Annotated in this window: 16 protein-coding genes and 1 pseudogene; 11 read left to right on the plus strand and 6 right to left on the minus strand. The window is 70.2% G+C overall.

From position 1 onward, the window contains the following. Positions 1-19 precede the first annotated feature (19 nt). From ACWCP0_RS39530 to ACWCP0_RS39540, 3 genes and pseudogenes are all read right to left on the minus strand, one after another. Positions 20-892: a DUF4429 domain-containing protein gene (locus tag ACWCP0_RS39530; protein ID WP_451083564.1), complete on the minus strand. Its 873-nt coding sequence runs from the start codon at positions 890-892 to the stop codon at positions 20-22. A 130-nt stretch (positions 893-1,022) separates the two neighbouring features. Further along, positions 1,023-2,234 (minus strand): alpha/beta hydrolase, encoded by a 1,212-nt coding sequence (locus ACWCP0_RS39535; RefSeq protein WP_451083565.1) that lies wholly within the window; start codon positions 2,232-2,234, stop codon positions 1,023-1,025. A 503-nt stretch (positions 2,235-2,737) separates the two neighbouring features. Continuing rightward, positions 2,738-3,370, minus strand: a pseudogene (locus ACWCP0_RS39540) (TetR/AcrR family transcriptional regulator); the annotation flags it as partial. 130 nt (positions 3,371-3,500) lie between these two features. Here ACWCP0_RS39540 and ACWCP0_RS39545 point away from each other — a divergent pair. Continuing rightward, positions 3,501-5,105, plus strand: coding sequence for an MFS transporter (locus ACWCP0_RS39545; protein WP_451083566.1), 1,605 nt, complete (start codon positions 3,501-3,503; stop codon positions 5,103-5,105). A gap of 196 nt (positions 5,106-5,301) precedes the next feature. Beyond that, positions 5,302-5,742: a peptidase inhibitor family I36 protein gene (locus tag ACWCP0_RS39550; protein ID WP_451083567.1), complete on the plus strand. Its 441-nt coding sequence runs from the start codon at positions 5,302-5,304 to the stop codon at positions 5,740-5,742. Here ACWCP0_RS39550 and ACWCP0_RS39555 read toward each other — a convergent pair. Both ACWCP0_RS39555 and aceE read right to left on the minus strand, forming a co-directional pair. After that, positions 5,723-6,523: a potassium channel family protein gene (locus tag ACWCP0_RS39555; protein WP_451083582.1), complete on the minus strand. Its 801-nt coding sequence runs from the start codon at positions 6,521-6,523 to the stop codon at positions 5,723-5,725. The two genes, ACWCP0_RS39550 and ACWCP0_RS39555, sit on opposite strands and share 20 nt — an antisense overlap. A 183-nt stretch (positions 6,524-6,706) precedes the next feature. After that, positions 6,707-9,454 (minus strand): pyruvate dehydrogenase (acetyl-transferring), homodimeric type, encoded by a 2,748-nt coding sequence (aceE, locus tag ACWCP0_RS39560; RefSeq protein WP_451083568.1) that lies wholly within the window; start codon positions 9,452-9,454, stop codon positions 6,707-6,709. 335 nt (positions 9,455-9,789) lie between these two features. On the opposite strand from aceE, the gene ACWCP0_RS39565 reads away from it, so the two are divergent. From ACWCP0_RS39565 to ACWCP0_RS39590, 6 genes are all read left to right on the plus strand, one after another. Beyond that, complete coding sequence (locus tag ACWCP0_RS39565; protein WP_351236794.1) at positions 9,790-10,227, plus strand: DUF3052 domain-containing protein; 438 nt, start codon at positions 9,790-9,792, stop codon at positions 10,225-10,227. A 99-nt stretch (positions 10,228-10,326) separates the two neighbouring features. After that, a complete protein-coding gene (locus tag ACWCP0_RS39570) occupies positions 10,327-10,785 on the plus strand; it encodes a peroxiredoxin (RefSeq protein ID WP_451083569.1) in 459 nt (152 codons plus the stop codon). Between the two features lie 117 nt (positions 10,786-10,902). After that, complete coding sequence (locus ACWCP0_RS39575) at positions 10,903-11,478, plus strand: TerD family protein (protein WP_451083570.1); 576 nt, start codon at positions 10,903-10,905, stop codon at positions 11,476-11,478. Positions 11,479-11,647: 169 nt separating this feature from the next. Next, on the plus strand, positions 11,648-12,223 hold the full coding sequence (locus tag ACWCP0_RS39580; protein ID WP_351236788.1) for a TerD family protein: 576 nt from the start codon (positions 11,648-11,650) through the stop codon (positions 12,221-12,223). Positions 12,224-12,293: 70 nt separating this feature from the next. Beyond that, the gene (locus ACWCP0_RS39585; protein WP_451083571.1) at positions 12,294-13,418 is read left to right on the plus strand and encodes a DUF475 domain-containing protein; all 1,125 of its coding nucleotides are present in this window, start codon (positions 12,294-12,296) and stop codon (positions 13,416-13,418) included. Positions 13,419-13,592: 174 nt separating this feature from the next. Further along, positions 13,593-14,333, plus strand: a complete 741-nt coding sequence (locus tag ACWCP0_RS39590) for a TerD family protein (protein WP_351236784.1) — start codon at positions 13,593-13,595, stop codon at positions 14,331-14,333. 88 nt (positions 14,334-14,421) lie between these two features. Here ACWCP0_RS39590 and ACWCP0_RS39595 read toward each other — a convergent pair whose 3' ends face one another. Beyond that, the gene (locus ACWCP0_RS39595; RefSeq protein ID WP_451083572.1) at positions 14,422-15,288 is read right to left on the minus strand and encodes a TerD family protein; all 867 of its coding nucleotides are present in this window, start codon (positions 15,286-15,288) and stop codon (positions 14,422-14,424) included. Positions 15,289-15,497: 209 nt separating this feature from the next. On the opposite strand from ACWCP0_RS39595, the gene ACWCP0_RS39600 reads away from it, so the two are divergent. Genes ACWCP0_RS39600 through ACWCP0_RS39610 form a run of 3 tightly spaced genes read left to right on the plus strand, consistent with a single transcriptional unit; the run spans position 15,498 to position 20,262 of the window. Then, positions 15,498-16,661, plus strand: a complete 1,164-nt coding sequence (locus ACWCP0_RS39600; RefSeq protein WP_451083573.1) for an HpcH/HpaI aldolase/citrate lyase family protein — start codon at positions 15,498-15,500, stop codon at positions 16,659-16,661. A 41-nt stretch (positions 16,662-16,702) separates the two neighbouring features. Further along, complete coding sequence (locus ACWCP0_RS39605) at positions 16,703-19,285, plus strand: phosphoribosyltransferase (RefSeq protein ID WP_451083583.1); 2,583 nt, start codon at positions 16,703-16,705, stop codon at positions 19,283-19,285. Next, positions 19,282-20,262 (plus strand): HAD family hydrolase, encoded by a 981-nt coding sequence (locus ACWCP0_RS39610; RefSeq protein ID WP_451083574.1) that lies wholly within the window; start codon positions 19,282-19,284, stop codon positions 20,260-20,262. Before ACWCP0_RS39605 ends, ACWCP0_RS39610 begins: the two co-directional genes overlap by 4 nt. Positions 20,263-20,276: the final 14 nt, after the last annotated feature.

A 20,276-nucleotide genomic window follows, 5' to 3' on the forward strand; every position in this document is an offset into this window, starting at 1 on the left:
GCTCCCCCTACAGCTCCCCCTACAGCTCCGCCAGCAGCTCCGCCTTCTTCGCACGGAACTCCTCGTCCGTCACCAGCCCCGCACTGTGCAGCTCCCCGAGGTGCCGTATTCGCTCCGCGACCGCCGCCGGATCGCTCGGGCCCCTCGCCGGCATCTCCGCCGGGGACGGGGCGGGGGCCAGGGCCGGGGAGGTGCCGCGGATCGCCTCCAGGACGGCCGCAGCGAAGGGGAGGGACTCGTGCACGGGGCCGTAGCCGAGGCCGAAGACGACCGCGGCCGGGTCCTGGTCGGCCTGTGCACGGGACGATCCGGCACGGGGCAGCAGGCGCAGATAGCCGTCGAGGACATCGGGGGAGCGCCACTCGACGCCGACCAGGTCGGAGACCGCGAACGTCTGGTCGCCGGCCTTCCACTTCGCGGAGGAGGCGCCCGTCCAGAACCAGCGGAACGACACCTTGCCCCCGTCGAACGTCGCTTTTCCGTCGTACGCCTTGAACTGCAGCGGCGCCGCGAACGACGGGACGAGGTACGACGTCACGGGACCCCCGTCCTCGACGGGCAGGGCCGCGCGCAGCTCGTCCGCGTAGTACTCCGCGAGCGTCTCGCGCTCCGCGGGCAGCACGAGCCGGTACGGGTCGCAGCCCTCCTTCAACTGGCCCGCGGCCGCGTCCATCAGCGGATCGGCGCCCGGTCTCGGCACCGCGTGCAGCACGACCGTGGCGCGTTTGCCCGGGGAGAGGGTCACCGACTCCAGCGCTTCGAGGGGAATGCGCCGTTCGCCCAGCGCCTGGAACAGCTTCGGCGTGCCGCGGGTCCCCCGTGTGAAGCGGATGATTACGCAGTCTGGTGCGAACTCCCAGGTGGCATGAATTCCGGCCAGAACATCACCCATGCGCCTCATCGTAAGCGGCGTGCGCCCGCGCGTCGCCTGCCGGAGGTATCCCCGACGCCGCGCGCCGCGCACACCCCCGCGACCGCGAGGCCGACCGCGACGTCGACCGGACCTTCGCGCGCCAGGCGGCTCAGGCGGCTTCCGTACCGTCAATTCCGGTGCGGCACGCGCCGTTCCCGTCCGCACAGCTCACCGTGCGGTACGAACCGACGCCTATCTCGGCGAAGTTCCGGAGGCTCTCCGTGCCCGGGGCGAAATAGCCGGTGTGGCCGACCGCTCCGGCCGCCGAGAGCACCCGCGCGCCGAAGGCGGGGGTCATCGGATCGGCGCCGTGTCCGAGTCCACCGACCTCCAGGTACGGGACGTCCTGGATCCAGTCGTCGCCGTCCCGCATCGCCCACACCCGGGCGTCCGTCCTCAGCTGCGCCGCGCTCTCCGCCCGCATGCCGGGGCTGCCGGCGACGGCCAGGTCGCCGACCCGGTCGGGCAGTTCGCGGGCGGCGACCCCGCACACCACGGAGCCGTAGCTGTGGCAGAAGAGCGACACCCGGGCGGCGCCCGGCAGCGCGCCGGTCATGTCCACCAGCCGCTCGGCCCCGCTCGCGGCCAGCCTTCCGGTCGAGGCGTCGAGGCCCACTCCGGCAGGCGAGGTGTAGTCGGCCCAGGCGATGACGGCAGAGCGGGTACGAGGCGCCGCGGCCCGCTCGGCCGCGTACAGCGACTCGGCCATCCCCGCCGGAGCCGTGAACTTGCGCTCGGTCCGCTCGAAGGTCAGAAGAGTGGTGTCGACTCCGGGCACGATCACCGACACCCGCTGGGCGCGGTCGAGATCACCGAGCACCTCGGCGGCACGGCCCTTGCCGGTCGGGTCGAAGGCGAGGATCTGCCGGCCGGGGCGCAGCAGCGACTCGAACCGGTGCATCCGGCGGCCCGCCTCGCGCCTGCCGTCCTCGGAGAGCCGGGTGTCGCCCATCCGCCACGCCTCCACCTGGCGCGCCTGGGTGAGGGCGATCCGGTTGGCGCGGTAGCGCAGGGTGACCGGGGCGCCGTTGAGGTTGCCCACGACGAGAGGGTGGCGCTCCGCCAGCCCGGCCGCGCGCATCGCGCCGATGGAGGCAAAGAATCCGGCCAGCAGGGCGGGCGGCGACTCCGGGTCGGGCAGCGCCCGCGTGCCGATCCGGTCCTTCTCCCACGCGGCGAGAGCGGCTTCCCTGGGCTCGCCGGGATCCCGCTGATGTCGTACGGCGGTCCAGCCGGTGGTCGCGAGCAGCACGAACACGACGGCGAGAGCGAGCAGGGCGCGCCACACGTTGAGGGTGGGTGAGGAGTCGAAAGCAGTCACTGAGGGGACAGCGTAGGGGGCGCCCGATGGCGGCCGCGAAGACCGTGAGGGAGATCACGCGTTCGAGGGAGGGAGACGGGCGCGCGCTACTTTCCGTGCGCGCCGGTCGTACGCTCCGCCGGGCGGGCGGCCGAAGCCACCGCCCCCGCCGCGCCGCCGCCGGTGTCGGAGCCTGCAGCCCCGGCCGAGCCCGAGCCTGCCGAGTCCGAGTCCGAGTCCGAGTCCGAGTCCGAGCCTGCTGAGCCTGAGCCTGCTGAGTCCGCGCCCGAGGCCGTGGTTGCCGAGTCCGAGTCCGAGTCCGAGCCTGCTGAGCCTGAGCCTGCTGAGTCCGCGCCCGAGGCCGTGGTTGCCGAGTCCGAGTCCGAGTCCGAGCCTGCTGAGCCTGAGCCTGCTGAGTCCGCGCCCGAGGCCGTGGTTGCCGAGTCCGAGTCCGAGTCCGAGTCCGAGCCCGAGCCCGAGCCCGCGACCCCGGCCGGGCCCGCAGCCTCTGCCGCTTCCGGCGTGCGCCAGTCCGTCGCGAGCGCAGGGCCGAGATGGTCGAGATAGCTCTCGGTCAGTTCCCGGATGGTGTCCATGCTCGCGTCCTCGCCCTGCCCCCAGAGCCTGCCCGTCACCCGCATCACCCCGGCGAAGGCGGCCACGGCGACCCGTGGCCGGGGGTCGGCGTCCACGTCGAGGCCCTCGCGGTCGGCGATCAGCCGGGCGACCTGCTCGTCCAGTTCGGCGGAGCGGCGCAGATGGACGGCGAGCAGCGCGGGTGTCGACTCGATCATCTGGTACGTCCGCATGTAGAGCTCGACCGGAACGACCTCTTCGATGACCTCGCCGATGGTGTCCCAGGCGGCGAGCGCCGCTCTGCGCATCGCGTCGAACGGTCCCTCGTCGGCGGGCCGTTGCCGCAGCTCCGAGACGAAGTGGGACTCGACGAGTTCCTGGACGGCGAAGGCCGCTTCTTCCTTGCTGGCGAAGTAGCGGAAGAAGGTGCGCTGGGAGACCTCGACGGCGTCGGCGATCTCGTCGACCGTCGTGTGCTCGTACCCCTGCGTCGTGAAGAGCTCGAGCGCGGCCCGCAGCAGGGCGTCGCGGGTGCGCTGCTTCTTCAGCTCACGTAGTCCGGTCCCACCGGTTCCCGTCACCTGTTCGGCCTGCTCTCCGCCGTCTTTTTCGTCGCTACCCCCCAGCTCAGCGTACATGTGAGCGACATGACAGTTACCGACTCATGAAATGCTTTGTCAACTGTCAGTCGCTGACTTTAATGTCGAGCGCATGACTAGTCAGACCACCGTCGACAAGGCGCCGGCGGACCGTCTTCCCGCACCTGCGCCGGCCAAGGGGCTTCGCGGCCACCCCTGGCTGACGCTCTTCTCCGTGGCCATCGGCGTGATGATGGTCGCGCTGGACGGCACGATCGTCGCCATTGCCAACCCGGCGATCCAGAAGGACATGGGCGCCTCGCTCGCCGACGTCCAGTGGATCACCAACGGCTATCTGCTGGCGCTCGCCGTCGCGCTGATCACCGCAGGCAAGCTCGGTGACCGCTTCGGCCACCGCCAGACCTTCCTCATCGGCGTCGCGGGCTTCGCGGCGGCCTCCGGGGCCATCGGCCTCTCCGACTCCATCGCGCTCGTGATCGTCTTCCGGGTGCTCCAGGGCCTCTTCGGCGCCCTGCTGATGCCGGCCGCGCTCGGCCTGCTGCGCGCCACCTTCCCCGCCGAGAAGCTGAACATGGCGATCGGCATCTGGGGCATGGTCATCGGTGCCTCGACGGCCGGTGGCCCGATCCTCGGCGGGGTGCTCGTCGAGCACGTCAGCTGGCAGTCCGTCTTCTTCATCAATGTGCCGGTGGGCGTCCTCGCCCTGGTCCTCGGTCTGGTCATCCTCAAGGACCACCGTGCCGAGAACGCGCCGAAGTCGTTCGACATCCCCGGCATCGCGCTGCTCTCCGGCGCGATGTTCGCCCTCATCTGGCCGCTGATCAAGGCCGGCGAGTGGGGCTGGGGCTCGGCGAACACGCTGGGGTGGCTGGCGGGGGCCCTGGTCCTCTTCGTGGTGTTCGCCGTCTGGGAGACCAAGGTCAGGGAGCCGCTCATCCCGCTGCGGCTGTTCCGCTCCGTCCCGGTCTCGGCGGGCACGGTGCTGATGGTGCTGATGGCCTTCGCCTTCATGGGCGGCCTGTTCTTCGTCACCTTCTACCTGGCGAACGTGCACGGCATGAGCGCCATCGACAGTGGTCTGCATCTGCTGCCGCTCACGGCGATGATGATCGTCTCGTCGCCGCTCGCCGGAGCGCTCATCACCAAGTTCGGCCCGCGTATCCCGCTGGTCGGCGGCATGGTGTGCACGGCGGTCGCGATGTTCGGGATGACCACTCTTTCGACGGACACCGGCACGCTGCCGATGTCCGTCTGGCTGGCCCTCCTCGGCCTCGGCCTGGCCCCGGTCATGGTCGGCGCCACCGAGGTCATCGTGGGCAACTCGCCGCTGGAGCTGTCCGGTGTCGCGGGTGGCCTGCAGCAGGCCGCCATGCAGGTCGGCGGCAGCCTCGGTACGGCCGTGCTGGGCGCGGTCATGTCGGCCAAGGTCAGCTCGGATCTGGCCGGGAACTGGGCGGACGCGAAGCTTCCGCCGCTGACGCCCGAGCAGCTGGGCATGGCGAAGGAGGCCGTCGAGGTCGGTATCGCCCCGGTCACCCCCGAGACCCCGCAGCCGGTCGTGGCACAGATCACCGGCGTTGCGCAGGAGACCTTCATGTCGGGGATGCACATGGCCTTCACGGTCGCCGGCATCGTCGCGGTGCTCGCCGCCGGCGTGGCGCTCTTCACCAAGCGCGGCGCCAACGCCGAGGCAGGTGCGGGCGCGGCCCACATCTGACGCCGTCGTGTGGCGTCGGCTTCCGACGTACGACAGCCCCGCCGTGGGGGCCCCTCCCATGCCGAAGGCCATGGGGGAGGTTCCGGCGGGGCTGTCGCCTATCAGGGTGATCCGCCCCTGCGGCTCTTCCGTACCCGTGTCGGTGCAGGCCAGGCTGCGGCCAAGTGATCCATAACGACACGGGGGTTGATCCGTCATGCGTACGACCGTCCTCGCCGCCGCCCTGGCCGCGACCGCCCTTCTGGCTCCTACCGGCACTGCCAACGCCAACGCCAACGCCAACGTCAACGCCACCGCCACCGCCACTGCCACCGCCACTGCCACCGCCACTGCCACCGGTCTGCCCCGGCCCGTGCTCGGCGCCTGCGGTCCAGGGGAGCTGTGTCTGTGGCCGAAGCCCGGCTTCGAGGGGACCGTGCAGCCCTATGAGCTGTCCGGGCTCGAGATCGACTCCTGCGTACCGCTCCCCGCAGGCACCACGGCCCAGTCCCTCGCCAACCGCACCGGACGCCCCGTCACCACGTACCAGTCGGCGGAGTGCGCCGAGACCGGCGAGTTCGAGACGTACCCGGGCAGCGGCACCTGGGTGCCGCAGTCCCCGTACAAGGTGCGGGCGTTCAAGGTGTGGGAGAACTAGCCCGGTCCGGGCCGGGGCCCTGCGCCGGGAGCCCGGCCACGGGAGGCGTGGTGCCGGACAGTCGCGCCAGCTCGGCCCGCAGCTCCCTGACCTCCGTGGTCAGGGCCTCGAGGAGCGCCGTCTGCCGGCGCTCCTCGGCGTCGTCCCTCTCGAAGCGGGCGATGAACCACGCCGCGATGTTCGCGGTCACCACACCGAGCAGGGCGATACCGGACAGCATCAGCCCGACCGCGAGCACCCGCCCCAGCCCCGTCGTCGGGGCGTGGTCCCCGTATCCGACCGTCGTCATCGTGGTGAACGACCACCACACGGCGTCGCCCAGCGTCCTGATGTTCCCGTCGGGAGCGTCCCGTTCGACGTGCAGCACCGCCAGCGAGCCGAACATCATCAGGCCGACGACCGCGCCCGCCACATACGTGGTCAGCGTGATCTGCGGGGCCATGTGGGCGCGCCGCCCGACCAGCAGCAGCGTGGCGACCACCCGCAGCAGCCGCAGCGGCTGCACCAGCGGCAGGAGCACCGCGAGCACATCCAGCGGGTGCTTGCGGACGAACAGCCACTTGTACGGCGCCAGCGCCAGCCGTACGACGTAGTCGCAGGCGAACGCGCCCCACACCACCCACTCCACGACCGTGCAGAACTGATGCACCCACCGCTGGGCGTCCGGCGCCACGATCGGCACGGCGTAGGCGATGCCGAACGCGACGGCGAGCCACAGCAGCGGCCCCTGGGTACGGGCCTCCCAGCGCATCTGCGCGGTTCGTTCCTTCATGCCCGGCATCGTAGGCATGCGGGCCGTAAAGAGGACCCGCACCTGCCGGTACGGGTCCTGGGGCGCTTCGTCCCCCCACGGGGTGCGGGGGGACGAAGGGCCGTAAAGAGGACCCGCACCTGCCGGTACGGGTCCTGGGGCGCTTCGTCCCCCCACGGGGTGCGGGGGGACGAAGTCCCCCCGCGAAAACCCCTACGCGTCGCCGCCAGCCGCGCCCGGGTCGGCCGCCGCGACGTCGAGCAGCTGGTAGCGGTCCACCGCCTGCTTCAGCACCGAGCGGTCGACCCTGCCGTCCCTGGCCAGCTCGGTGAGCACCGCCAGCACGATCGACTGCGCGTCGATGTGGAAGTACCGGCGGGCCGCGCCGCGCGTGTCCGCGAAGCCGAAGCCGTCGGCGCCCAGCGAGGTGTAGCGGCCCGGCACCCAGCGGGAGATCTGGTCCGGCACCGACCGCATCCAGTCGGAGACGGCCACGAACGGGCCCTCCGCGTCGCTGAGCTTCTGCGTCACGTACGGGACGCGCTGCTCCTCCTCCGGATGGAGCAGGTTGTGCTCCTCGACCGCCACGGCCTCGCGCCGCAGCTCGTTCCAGGACGTCGCCGACCACACATCGGCCCGGACGTTCCACTCCTCGGCGAGGATCCGCTGCGCCTCGACGGCCCACGGCACCGCGACACCGGACGCCATGATCTGCGCCGGGAGCTCGCCCGCCTCGCCCGCCTTGTAGCGGTGGATGCCCTTGAGGATGCCGTCCACGTCCACGTGCGCGGGCTCCGCGGGGTGCTGGATCGGCTCGTTGTAGACGGTCAGGTAGTAGAAGACGTCCTCGCCGTGCGGGTGTTCGCCGTCGGAGCCGTACATCCGCCGCAGACCGTCCTTGACGATGTGCGCGATCTCGAAGCCGAAGGCCGGGTCGTACGCGACGCAGCCCGGGTTCGTGGAGGCCAGCAGCTGGGAGTGGCCGTCCGCGTGCTGCAGACCCTCACCGGTCAGCGTCGTGCGTCCCGCCGTCGCGCCCAGGACGAATCCGCGGGAGAGCTGGTCGGCCATCTGCCAGAACTGGTCGCCGGTCCGCTGGAAACCGAACATCGAGTAGAAGACGTAGACCGGGATGAGCGGCTCGCCGTGCGTCGCGTACGCCGAGCCCGCGGCGATCAGCGACGCCGTGCAGCCCGCCTCCGAGATGCCGTCGTGCAGCATCTGGCCGGTCGGGGACTCCTTGTACGCGAGGAGCAGCTCACGGTCCACGGCCTCGTACTGCTGGCCCAGCGGGTTGTAGATCTTCGCACTCGGGAAGAACGAGTCCATGCCGAAGGTGCGGTACTCGTCCGGCGCGATCAGCACGAAGCGCCGGCCGATCTCCTTGTCCCGCATGAGGTCCTTCAGCAGCCGCACGAACGCCATGGTGGTGGCGATGGACTGCTGGCCGGACCCCTTCTTCACGGCCGCGTACGTCTTGTCGTCCGGCAGGACCAGCGGCTTCGACCGTACGACCCGGGTCGGGACGTATCCGCCCAGGGACTTGCGGCGGTCGTGCATGTACTGGAGCTCCTCCGAGTCGCGGCCCGGGTGGTAGTACGGCGGCAGGCCGGACTCCAGTTCCTGGTCGCTGATCGGGAGGTGCAGCCGGTCGCGGAAGCCCTTGAGGTCGTCGACCGTCAGCTTCTTCATCTGGTGGGTCGCGTTGCGGCCCTCGAAGTTCGGGCCGAGCGTCCAGCCCTTGACCGTCTGGGCGAGGATCACGGTCGGCTGGCCCTTGTGGGCGCGGGCCGCCGAGTAGGCCGCGAAGATCTTCCGGTGGTCGTGGCCGCCGCGGCCCAGGTGCAGGATCTGGTCGTCGGTCATGTTCTCGACCATGGCCCGCAGCCGGTGGTCGTCGCCGAAGAAGTGCCGACGGATGTACGCACCGGTCTCCGTGGCGTACGTCTGGAACTGGCCGTCCGGCGTCGTGTTCAGCTTGTTGACCAGGATGCCGTCGCGGTCCTGCGCGAGCAGCGGGTCCCAGGTGCGGTCCCAGATCAGCTTGATGACGTTCCAGCCGGCACCGCGGAAGATCGACTCCAGCTCCTGGATGATCTTGCCGTTGCCGCGCACCGGACCGTCGAGGCGCTGCAGATTGCAGTTCACCACGAAGGTCAGATTGTCCAGGCCCTCCCGGGCGGCGATGGACAGCTGGCCGAGCGACTCGGGCTCGTCCATCTCGCCGTCGCCGAGGAACGCCCACACGTGCGACTTGGAGGTGTCGGCGATCCCGCGCGCCTCCATGTAGCGGTTGATCCGCGCCTGGTAGATCGCGCCGATCGGGCCGAGGCCCATCGACACGGTCGGGAACTCCCAGAAGTTCGGCATCAGCCGCGGGTGGGGGTACGACGACAGCCCGTTCGGGTACTTCGACTTTTCTTGGCGGAAGGCGTCGAGCTGCGCCTCGCTCAGTCGGTCCAGCATGAACGCGCGGGCGTAGACACCGGGCGACGCGTGGCCCTGGAAGAAGATCTGGTCGCCGCCGTCGCCCTCGTCCTTGCCCCGGAAGAAGTGGTTGAAGCCCACGTCGTACAGCGAGGCGGAGGAGGCGAAGGTGGCGATGTGGCCGCCGACGCCGATGCCGGGGCGCTGGGCGCGGGAGACCATCACCGCGGCGTTCCAGCGGGTCGCGTTGAGGATCTTGCGCTCGATCTCCTCGTTGCCGGGGAAGAACGGCTCGTCCCTGGTCGCGATCGTGTTCACGTAGTCCGTGCTGCGCATCTCGGGCACGGCCACGCGCTTCTCGCGGGCGCGCTCGATCAGGCGCAGCATGAGATAGCGGGCACGCTCACGGCCGCGCTCGTCGACGGCGGCGTCGAGGGAGTCGAGCCACTCCCGTGTCTCCTCCGGATCGAAATCCGGGACCTGGCTCGGCAGGCCGCCAATGATGATCGGGTTGCGATCGGATCCGGAAGCCACGCTGTTCCTTCGCTCTTCGGTTGGTGGTGTACGCCGCTCCCCATCGTGTACCCCGGGAGCAATTACGTCATCTCTACCGATGGGTAACCAACTGCCCCCGATTGGCGGACCGGCGCCACCGAAGCGTACAAAGGTGGCGAAGGGGCTGGGGCGATTCGCCGCCCCGGACGCAGAACTGCCTGGAGTTGCGGGCAGGACGGCCGTAAACGTCACCGTTTCGGCGGTCTCGGCGGCCGGGTACTTGCGCGATCCGTCCCGCCCGTGTGGACTACGGCCAATGCCTCGCGTACGCGCGCGGCTGAAGCATTTTCCGAAACAAGATCAGGAGGCAAGCCGTGAGCGCGACCGCGGACCACGCGGAGGAGCGGACCAACCCGGCTGCAAGGCTGGGGTTCGAGCCCGGACAGGTGGTCCAGGAGATCGGCTATGACGACGACGTCGAGCTGGAGCTCCGTGAGGCCATCGAGGCCGTCACCGGCCAGGAGATCGTCGACGAGGACTACGACGACGTCGCGGACGTCGTCCTGCTCTGGTTCCGCGACGAGGACGGAGACCTTACGGACGTTCTGGTGGACGCCATCGGCCTGGTCGATGACGGCGGCACGGTCTGGCTGATGACGCCGAAGACCGGCCGTGACGGCTATGTCGAGCCCAGCGACATCAACGAGGCCGCCCAGACCGCGGGCCTGTCGCAGACCAAGAGCATCAACGCCGGCAAGGACTGGACCGGCAGCAGGCTGGTCACGCCCAAGGCGGCGAAGTCCAAGCGCTGAGCACCAGCTGTCCCGGGGCCCCCGCCGACGACGGTCGGCGGGGGCCCTGTGCGTAGGCTGGGGCCGACTGGTCCGCAGCCCTGAAGGGATGAAATGCACATGGCGATCGAGGTCGGCACCAAGGCCCCGGACTTCGAGCTCAAGGACAACCACGGGCGGGCCGTGACCCTGTCCGAGTTCCGCGGCGAGAAGAACGTGGTGCTGCTCTTCTACCCGTTCGCCTTCACCGGCGTGTGCACCGGAGAGCTGTGCGCACTCCGTGACGAGCTGCCGAAGTTCGTCAACGACGACACCCAGCTGCTCGCCGTCTCCAACGACTCCATCCACACCCTGCGGGTCTTCGCCGAGCAGGAGGGCCTCGAGTACCCCCTGCTGTCTGACTTCTGGCCGCACGGCGAGGTCTCGCGGGCGTACGGCGTCTTCGCCGAGGACAAGGGCTGCGCGGTGCGCGGCACCTTCGTCATCGACAAGGAGGGCGTGGTGCGCTGGAGCGTCGTCAACGACCTGCCGGACGCCCGGGACCTCAACGACTACGTCAAGGCGCTCGACACCCTCTGACTTCATCGGTCGATGTGTCTGTTTCCGCAGGGAACCCGTCACTAGGATCCAGACGTTGATCCGATGCCAACGCACCACGACGGGGGCGCTGCCCCTGAAAACCACTTGGGAGGACTCGTGGGAGTCAGCCTCAGCAAGGGCGGCAACGTCTCGCTGACCAAGGCCGCCCCCAACCTGACCGCGGTCACCGTCGGTCTGGGTTGGGATATCCGTACCACCACCGGCACCGACTTCGACCTCGACGCCAGCGCCCTGCTGACGAACGCCGAGGGCAAGGTCGCCCTCGACGGGAACTTCGTCTTCTTCAACAACCTCAAGAGCCCCGACGGCTCGGTCGAGCACACCGGGGACAACCTCACCGGTGAGGGCGAGGGCGACGACGAGCAGATCAAGATCAATCTGATCGGCGTGCCGGCCGACGTCCAGAAGATCGTGTTCCCGGTCTCCATCTACGACGCCGAGACCCGTCAGCAGTCCTTCGGCCAGGTGCGCAACGCGTTCATCCGCGTCGTGAACCAGGCGGACGGCGCGGAGCTCGCCCGCTACGACCTGAGCGAGGACGCCTCGACCGAGACCGCCATGGTCTTCGGCGAGCTGTACCGCAACGGGGCGGAGTGGAAGTTCCGCGCCATCGGACAGGGCTACGCCTCGGGTCTGCGCGGCATCGCGCAGGACTTCGGCGTCAACGTCTGAGCCAGTCGCACACGCCGTCACCGTGGCGGGTCCGGGTGGGCCGCCGGGACGGCACAGCGCATGGGTCCGGGGGTCGGTCCCCGGGAGTTTGCAGCCGGCGCCGCACACCATCCGTGCGGCGCCGGACGCGCCTGTAGTTCCGTACATCCACAGGGGAGGACTCACCGTCATGGGCGTCACGCTCGCCAAGGGAGGCAATGTCTCCCTCTCCAAGGCCGCACCGAACCTCACCCAGGTCCTCGTCGGGCTCGGCTGGGACGCGCGTTCCACCACCGGGGCACCCTTCGACCTCGACGCCAGCGCGCTGCTCTGCCAGTCGGGGCGGGTGCTCGGCGACGAATGGTTCATTTTCTACAACAACCTGACGAGTCCGGACGGTTCGGTCACGCACACCGGTGACAACCTCACGGGTGAGGGTGAAGGGGACGACGAGTCGCTGATCGTCGACCTCCCCACGGTGCCGGCGCACTGCGACAAGATCATCTTTCCGGTCTCGATCCATGAGGCCGACAATCGCGGCCAGACCTTCGGCCAGGTCAGCAACGCGTTCATCCGCGTCGTCAATCAGGCCGACGGCCAGGAGCTCGCGCGCTACGACCTGAGCGAGGACGCGTCCACGGAGACCGCGATGATCTTCGGCGAGCTGTACCGGTACGGGGGCGAGTGGAAGTTCCGGGCCGTGGGGCAGGGGTATGCGTCGGGGCTCCGGGGCATCGCTCTAGACTTCGGGGTCAACGTTTCGTAAAAAGCCGCTTGTGTGCGGCACGGGGGAGGCCCGGAGTAGCGGGGTCCCGTACAAATCGATGGGATAGGCAGTGGTTCTGAGAACTTTCGGCTGGTCGTTCGCCATTACGGCGCTCGGCCTCGCATTCGCCGCCTGGCAGTGGGGGTGGGAGGCATTCGGCGTCGTCCTGATCCTGTCGATCCTCGAGATCTCGCTCTCGTTCGACAACGCGGTGGTCAACGCCGGAATCCTGAAGAAGATGAATGCCTTCTGGCAGAAGATCTTCCTCACGGTCGGCATCCTCATCGCCGTCTTCGGTATGCGGCTGGTCTTCCCCGTCGCCATCGTCGCCATCAGCGCCAAGGTGGGGCCCATCGAGGCCGTCCAACTCGCGATGGACAATCCGGCGCAGTACGAGGCCCTGGTCACCGACGCCCACCCGGCCATCGCGGCATTCGGTGGCATGTTCCTGTTGATGATCTTCCTCGACTTCATCTTCGAGGACCGGGACATCAAGTGGCTCGGCTGGCTTGAGCGCCCGCTCGCCAAGCTCGGCAAGGTCGACATGCTGTCGGTCTGCATCGCCCTGATCGCCCTGCTGGTCAGCGCGATGACCTTCGCGACCCACGCCCACACCAGCTCCGGCTACGCGGACAAGTCCGCCACGGTGCTGCTGGCGGGTGTCGCCGGTCTGATCACGTATCTGATCGTGGGCGGCCTCTCCGGCTACTTCGAGAACAAGCTGGAGGAAGACGAGGAGCGCGAGCACGAGGAGGAGGAGAAGGCCAAGGCCGAGGGCAAGCAGGTCTCGGTGGTGGGCCTCGCCGGCAAGGCGGCGTTCTTCCTGTTCCTGTACCTGGAGGTGCTCGACGCGTCGTTCTCCTTCGACGGCGTCATCGGCGCCTTCGCGATCACCAACCAAATCTTCTGGATGGCGCTCGGCCTCGGCATCGGCGCCATGTACGTCCGGTCGCTCACGGTCTACCTGGTCCGCCAGGGAACCCTCGACGACTACGTCTACCTGGAGCACGGCGCGCACTACGCGATCGGTGCGCTCGCCGTCATCCTGCTCATCACCATCGAGCACGAGATCAGCGAGATCATCACCGGCCTCGTCGGCGTCCTGCTGATCGCCTGGTCCTTCCTCTCCTCCGTGAGGCGCAACAGGCGTCTCGCGGCGGAGGAGGCCGAGGAGAAGGCGCTCGCGGCGGAGTAAGTGTGACGCCGTAGGGTTTGAGGAACGCTCTCAGCGGGGCGGCCAGGAGGCACACCGGCCTCCGGGCCGCCCCGCGCGGTGTTCCGGGGCCTTGCAGGACTGCAGGGCTGCGGGTCGGTGCGAGGCAACGGGACCGGCGGGGGAAAACCGGCCGGGCACAGTCAGGGGTGGGACATGGCCTTCTGGGACGGTTGGTGGCGTGGCAGGGCGGCGGCGCAGTTCGACTCGGGGAGTGCTTCGACCAACTCCATTCAGCTGACCAAGCGGCACCCGCAGGTGTCGCTCACCAAGCAGGGCGCCGCCACCGGCAACCTCCGGGTCAATCTGTCGTGGCGGATGCGGACCTCCGACATCGAGGGCCGGTCCAAGCAGAGCGGCCGACTGCTGCGGAACCCCTCGAAGCTCTTCAAGCCCGAGGTCGTCCAGGCGCACACCCAGGGCGTCGTCAACGTGGACCTCGACCTGGGCTGCCTCTACGAGCTGATGGACGGCAGCAAGGGTGTGGTGCAGCCGCTCGGCAGCTTCTTCGGCAGCCTGAACGAGCCGCCGTACGTCAGGCTCAGCGGCGACGACCGCTTCGGCGCGCCCTCCGGTGAGACGCTCTTCGTCAATCTCGACCACCGTGAGTCGATCAAGCGGCTGCTGTTCTTCGTCTACATCTACGACCGGACGCCGGCCTTCGACCGCACGCACGCGAAGGTCACGCTGTACCCGAGCAACGGGCCGCGCGTGGAGATCGAGCTGGACGAGCGTGCCCCGCAGGCACGCTCGTGCGCGGTGTTCACCGTGGAGAACGTCAAGGGCGAGCTGGTCGTGCGCCGCGAGGTGAAGTTCGTGTACGGCTTCCAGGCGGAACTGGACCGGCTGTACGGCTGGGGACTGCAGTGGGGGCGCGGCTACAAGACCAAGGCCTGAGCCGCCGCCGTCGTTTCTTGCCCCGTCCCCGTCCGCGTCCCCGTTTCCGTCCGCGTCCCGGTCCCCGTTCCTGCCCTGCGGCCGCCGGTCACTGGCGGATGAACTGCGGGCCCATCGGAGGCAGCCGGAAATTCGGGTCCGGCGCCGGGGCGGCAGCGGCGGCAGGCTGCGGATAGCCGTACGCGGGCTTCGTCGAGGGCTGCGGTGACGCCGGGTGGGGGTAGCCGTACGTGGGCTGCGGTGCGGGCTGGGGCGAGGTCTGCTGCGGATAGCCGTACGCGGGCGACGCCGGCGCGGGGAACGTCGGTGCGGGCGCCTGCTGCGACGGGTCCTGGGCCTGCGTCCGGGGCTGGTTCTGGGCCTGGGGCTGCGGCTGTGCCGGTACGGACGGCTCCTGCTGCGCCTCCGGCTCGGTCTCGTCCACCGAGATGCCGAACGCGGTGGCCAGGCCGATCAGCCCGGACGGATAGCCCTGCCCCACGGCACGGAACTTCCAGCCGTCCCCACGCCGGTACAGCTCACCGCAGATGATCGCGGTCTCCTCACCGGTCTCCGGCCGTACCTCGAACACCGCCAGCGGTTCGCCGTCCGCCGCCCCGGCGTCGTACAGCATGATCCGCAGGTCCCGTACCTCGGCGAAGCTGCCGCCGTCGGACGACGCCGCGAGCACCACCTGGTCGACCGACGGATCCAGCGAGCCGACGTCCGCCTGCACGGTGTCGGTGAGCCCCTCGGCCTCACGCTTCTTCGGCAGCAGCCGCACCAGCCCGGAGGGGTGGCGGGGCTGGTTGTAGAAGACGAAGTCCTCGTCCGAGCGCACGCGGCCGTCGGTGCCGAGCAGCAGGGCGGAGGCGTCCACGTCCGGTACTGCCGGACCGGGTGACCAGCGCAGTACGGCCCGTATCGCCGTCGCTCCGAGCGGGACGTTGGAGCCCTTCAGCATCGCGTGCGTCATGCCCGTCATCCTGCCTTCCCCGCCCCCGCGCGGACAACGCGGGGGAGGGAGGGCATGCACCAGCCCGGGCGCGGGCAGCCTGACTCGGGGGCCGGAACCGGACGAGTTACCTGGATTTCATGCACTTGGGGAACTCTTGACACCTGCACCTACGTACTATTACCGGCCACCTCAATGACCGGGCCGCGACGGCAGTACGGGGGATCTACATGCGTCATTTCGGGCATATCCCGGCCACTGCACGTAAGGAACTGTTCCACAAGGAGCCGTGCGAGTTCGATGCCGGCTCTCCTGCACGCATGCTTTCCGCCGCTCTCGGGGCCACGCTCTACAGCCCCGCGACGCGGCCCCGGCTCGCGGACGACGTCCTGAAGCAGGGGGCCCGCGGGGTGGTCTCCATGGTGCTGTGCCTGGAGGATTCCATCGACGACGCCGAGGTCCAGGACGGCGAGGAGAACCTGGTCCGCCAGTTCGCCGACCTCGACGCGCGCGGCGCCGAGGTGCCGCTGCTCTTCATCCGGGTCCGTGAGGCGGGCCAGATTCCGGACCTCGTGCGGCGCCTCGGCGAAACGGTCCGGCTGCTGTCCGGATTCGTACTGCCGAAGTTCACGCACGAGCGCGGCGCGGCCTTCCTGGAGGCTATCGGCGCGGCCGAGACCGAGAGCGGCAGCCGGCTGTACGCCATGCCGGTGCTCGAGTCCCCCGAGCTGCTCCATCTGGAGACCCGGGCCGAGACGCTGGCGGGCATCGCGCGCACGGTCGACGAGTACCGGGACCGGGTGCTCGCGCTGCGACTCGGTGTCACCGACTTCTGCTCGGCGTACGGACTGCGCCGCTCGCCCGACATGACGGCCTACGACGTCCAGATCGTCGCCAATGTCATCGCGGACGTCGTCAATGTGCTCGGCCGCGCCGACGGGACCGGGTTCACCATCACCGGCCCGGTGTGGGAGTACTTCCGGCTCCAGGAGCGCATGTTCAAGCCCCAGCTGCGGCGCAGCCCGTTCCTCGAGGTGCGGGCCGAGAAACTGCGTACTGCACTGATCGAGCACGACCTGGACGGGCTGCTGCGGGAGATCGAGATGGACCGGGCCAACGGTCTGCTCGGCAAGACCTGTATCCACCCCTCGCATGTGCTGCCCGTGCACGCCCTGTCGGTCGTCAGTCATGAGGAGTTCAGTGACGCGCAGGACATCCTTCGCCCGGAGCGGGGAGGCGGGGGAGTGATGCGCTCGGCGTACACGAACAAAATGAATGAAGTGAAGCCTCATCGCGCCTGGGCGGAGCGCACGCTCCAGCGCGCCGAGGTGTTCGGCGTCGCGCGCGAGGACGTCGGATTCGTGGAACTGCTCACCGCCGGGCTCGCCGGCTGATGACGCAGACGCCTCGCACGACGAAGACGACGAAGACGAAGATGATGAAGACGAAGGGGAACGGAACGCCTGTGGTGTGGTCGGGTAGCTGGGTCGCCCAGCGGCTGGGAGTCGAGCTCGTCGGCGACGACGGGCTGAAGGACCTGCTGGGCCTGGCCCTGCGGCGCAATCCGAAGCGTGCGCATCTGCTGGTGTCGCAGGTGCTCGGCAAGCATGTGCCGCAGAGCCCGGCAGCCGTGTACGGACACGGGTTCGCGCTCGGAGTGCGGGTGCGCGAGCTGCTCGGCGACGAGGAGGCCGCGCGCGCGGTGGTCCTCGGGTACGCGGAGACGGCGACCGGCCTCGGCCACTCGGTCGCCGACGGACTCGGTCTCGCGCCCTACCTCCACTCGACGCGCCGCCCGGTCGCCGGGCTCGCACCGGCGGGCGGCTTCGAGGAGTCCCACTCCCACGCCACCTCCCATCTGCTCCTTCCCGAGGACCCCAAGCTGCTCGCGGGGGCCGGCCCCCTGGTCCTGGTCGACGACGAGTTCTCCACCGGCAACACCGTGCTGAACACCATCCGCGACCTGCACGAGCGCTACCCCCGCGAGCGGTACGTGGTCGTCGCCCTCGTCGACATGCGCTCGGCTGCCGACACGCGCCGCCTGGCGGACTTCGCGCGGGAGATCGGCGCCCGGATCGACCTGGTGGCGACGGCCGAAGGCACGGTGCGGCTGCCGGAGGGGGTGCTGGAGAAGGGGCAGGCGCTGGTCGCGGAGCACGAGGCGGCGGCTTCGGCCGCGGAGTCCGCCACGCCACCGGCCGTCGCGGCCGCAGGCACCGCCCCGGGCCCGGCGGGCGGAGAACCGCACGCCGGCGCGACGGACGCCGGCGCAACGGTTTCCGTCGCGCCCGCTGCCGCCGCGCCGGATGCCGTCCCTTCGGTGGGCCCTGCCGCGGTGCCACCCGCCGTCCGCGTACGCCTCGGCTGGCCCGTCGGCGTCCCCGACGGCGGTCGGCACGGCTTCACGCCTGCGCACCGCGCCGAGCTGGAGGCGGCGCTGCCGGGCATGGCGGCGCGCCTCGCCGAGGCCCTCGGCGGCACAGCGCGGCGGGTGCTCGTGCTCGGCTGCGAGGAGCTGATGTACGCACCGCTGCGGCTCGCGCAGGCGCTGGAGGAGGCCGGAACGGCAGCGGACGAGATCCGGTACTCGACGACCACCCGCTCGCCCGTCCTCGCCGTCGACGACCCCGGTTATGCGATACGCAGCCGACTGGTCTTCCCGGCCCACGACGACCCGGCCGACGGCCCCGGCGAGCGGTACGCCTACAACGTGGCCGGCGCCGGCTTCGACGCGGTCGTCGCCGTCGTCGACTCCACCGCCGACACCGAAGCACTGCACGCCCCCGCCGGGCTGCTGGCCCGGCTCGCCGAGCACATACCGCACGTCGTGCTCGCCGTCGTCCCCAGTTACGCCCCCGCTCCCGAAAGGGAACCGATGTTGCCCGAGCCGCTGCGCGGACCCGCCTTCTCCTCCTACGCCCCCGACGAGGTCGGCTGGCTGCTCCAGGACCTCTCGGACGTCGAGCTCGAAGCGCCCACGGAGGAGCGCGAGGAGGCGATACAGAGCGGTGGTGCGCACTACGCCGAGTCGCTGCCGGTCGAGTACCAGCCGAGTGCCCAGTACCAGGAGGTGTTCCGCGCCGCGCTCGACACCTCGGCCGCCCGCATCGCCCGCGCGGTCGGGACCGTCACCGAGACCGTGCTCGCCGAGCGGTCCGCGCGCCCCGTGCTCGTGTCGCTGGCCCGCGCGGGTACTCCCGTCGGCGTACTGATGCGCCGCTGGGCCCGGCACCGCCGCGGCCTGGACCTCCCGCACTACGCCGTGTCGATCGTCCGCGGCCGCGGCATCGACGAGAACGCGCTGCGCTGGCTCGCCGCCCACCACGACCCGGCCGATGTCGTCTTCGTCGACGGCTGGACCGGCAAGGGCGCCATCACTCGCGAACTGGCCGCCGCACTCGGCGAGTTCGACGGCTTCGACCCCGAGATCGCGGTCCTCGCCGACCCGGGTGGCTGCGTCCGCACGTACGGCACCCGCGAGGACTTCCTCATCCCCTCCGCCTGCCTCAACTCCACGGTCTCCGGGCTGATCTCCCGCACAGTGCTGCGCACGGACCTGGTCGGCCCACACGACTTCCACGGCGCGAAGTATTACCGCGAGCTGGCCGGGGCCGATGTCTCCGGGTATTTCCTCGACACCGTCGCGGCTCGCTTCGACGAGGTCGCCGACGCCGTGGACGCAGAGGTCAAGGAGCTGCTGTCGGCGGACCGGGCGCCCACGTGGGCCGGCTGGGCCGCGGTGGAGCGGATCAGCGAGGAGTACGGCATCCACGACGTGAACCTCGTCAAGCCCGGCGTCGGCGAGACCACCCGGGTCCTGCTGCGCCGCGTCCCCTGGAAGATCCTGGCCAAGCGGGGCGCGGGCGCCGACCTCGACCACGTACGGCTGCTGGCCGAGCAGCGCGGCGTACCGGTCGAGGAGATCGACGACCTTCCGTACACGTGCGTCGGGCTGATCCATCCCCAGTACACGCGCGGCGCGACCGGCGCCGACGGCAAGGCGGTGGCTGCCCAGTGACCGCCCTCGTCGCCAGCGACCTCGACCGTACGCTCATCTACTCGTCGGCGGCCCTTCAGCTGCAGATGCCCGACGTCCAGGCGCCGCGGCTGCTCTGCGTCGAGGTGCACGAGAGCAAGCCGCTGTCCTACATGACGGAGACCGCCGCCGGGCTGCTCGACGACCTGGCCCGATCCGCCGTCTTCGTGCCGACCACCACGCGGACGCGCAAGCAGTACCGCAGGATCCAACTGCCCGGCCCGCCCCCGCGGTTCGCGATCTGTGCGAACGGCGGACATCTGCTGGTCGACGGCGAGTCCGACCGCGACTGGCGGCGGATGGTCGCTGCCCGGCTCGCGGACGAGTGCGCCTCGCTCGCCGAGGTCCGCGCCCGGATGCTCGCGGTGGCCGACCCGGCATGGCTGCTCAAGGAGCGGGTCGCGGAGGACCTCTTCGCCTATGTCGTCGTCGAGCGCTCGCTGCTGCCGGAGGACTGGGTGGAGGAGCTCTCCGCGTGGGCCGAGCCGAAGGGGTGGACGGTCTCCCTCCAGGGCCGCAAGATCTACGCCGTTCCGAAGCCCCTCACCAAGAGCGCCGCGGTCCACGAACTCGTCCGCCGCACCGGCGCCGAGGTCGTCCTGGCCGCCGGGGACTCCCTCCTCGACGCCGATCTTCTCCTCACCGCCGACCACGCCTGGCGCCCCTCACACGGCGAACTCGCCGACACCGGCTGGTCCGCCCCGCACGTCACCGTGCTCCCGGAACGGGGTGTCGCGGCGGGCGAGGAGATCCTGCGGCGCTTCGCCGTGACGGCGGCGACGGTGGCTGGTGGGGTGCCGGTCGCCACGCCGACGGTCCCGGCCCCGGTCCCGGTCGCCGAGCTCACGGTCGCGGTCCCGGTCGCCGAGCTCACGGCCGCGGTCCCGCTCGCCACGCCCACTGTTACGGTCCCGACGCCTGCCCAGGCCCCGGAGATCGTGAGCCCTTCCGGCGATTGAGGACGGCCCGTGGG

The sequence above is a fragment of the Streptomyces sp. NPDC001970 genome (assembly GCF_053594115.1).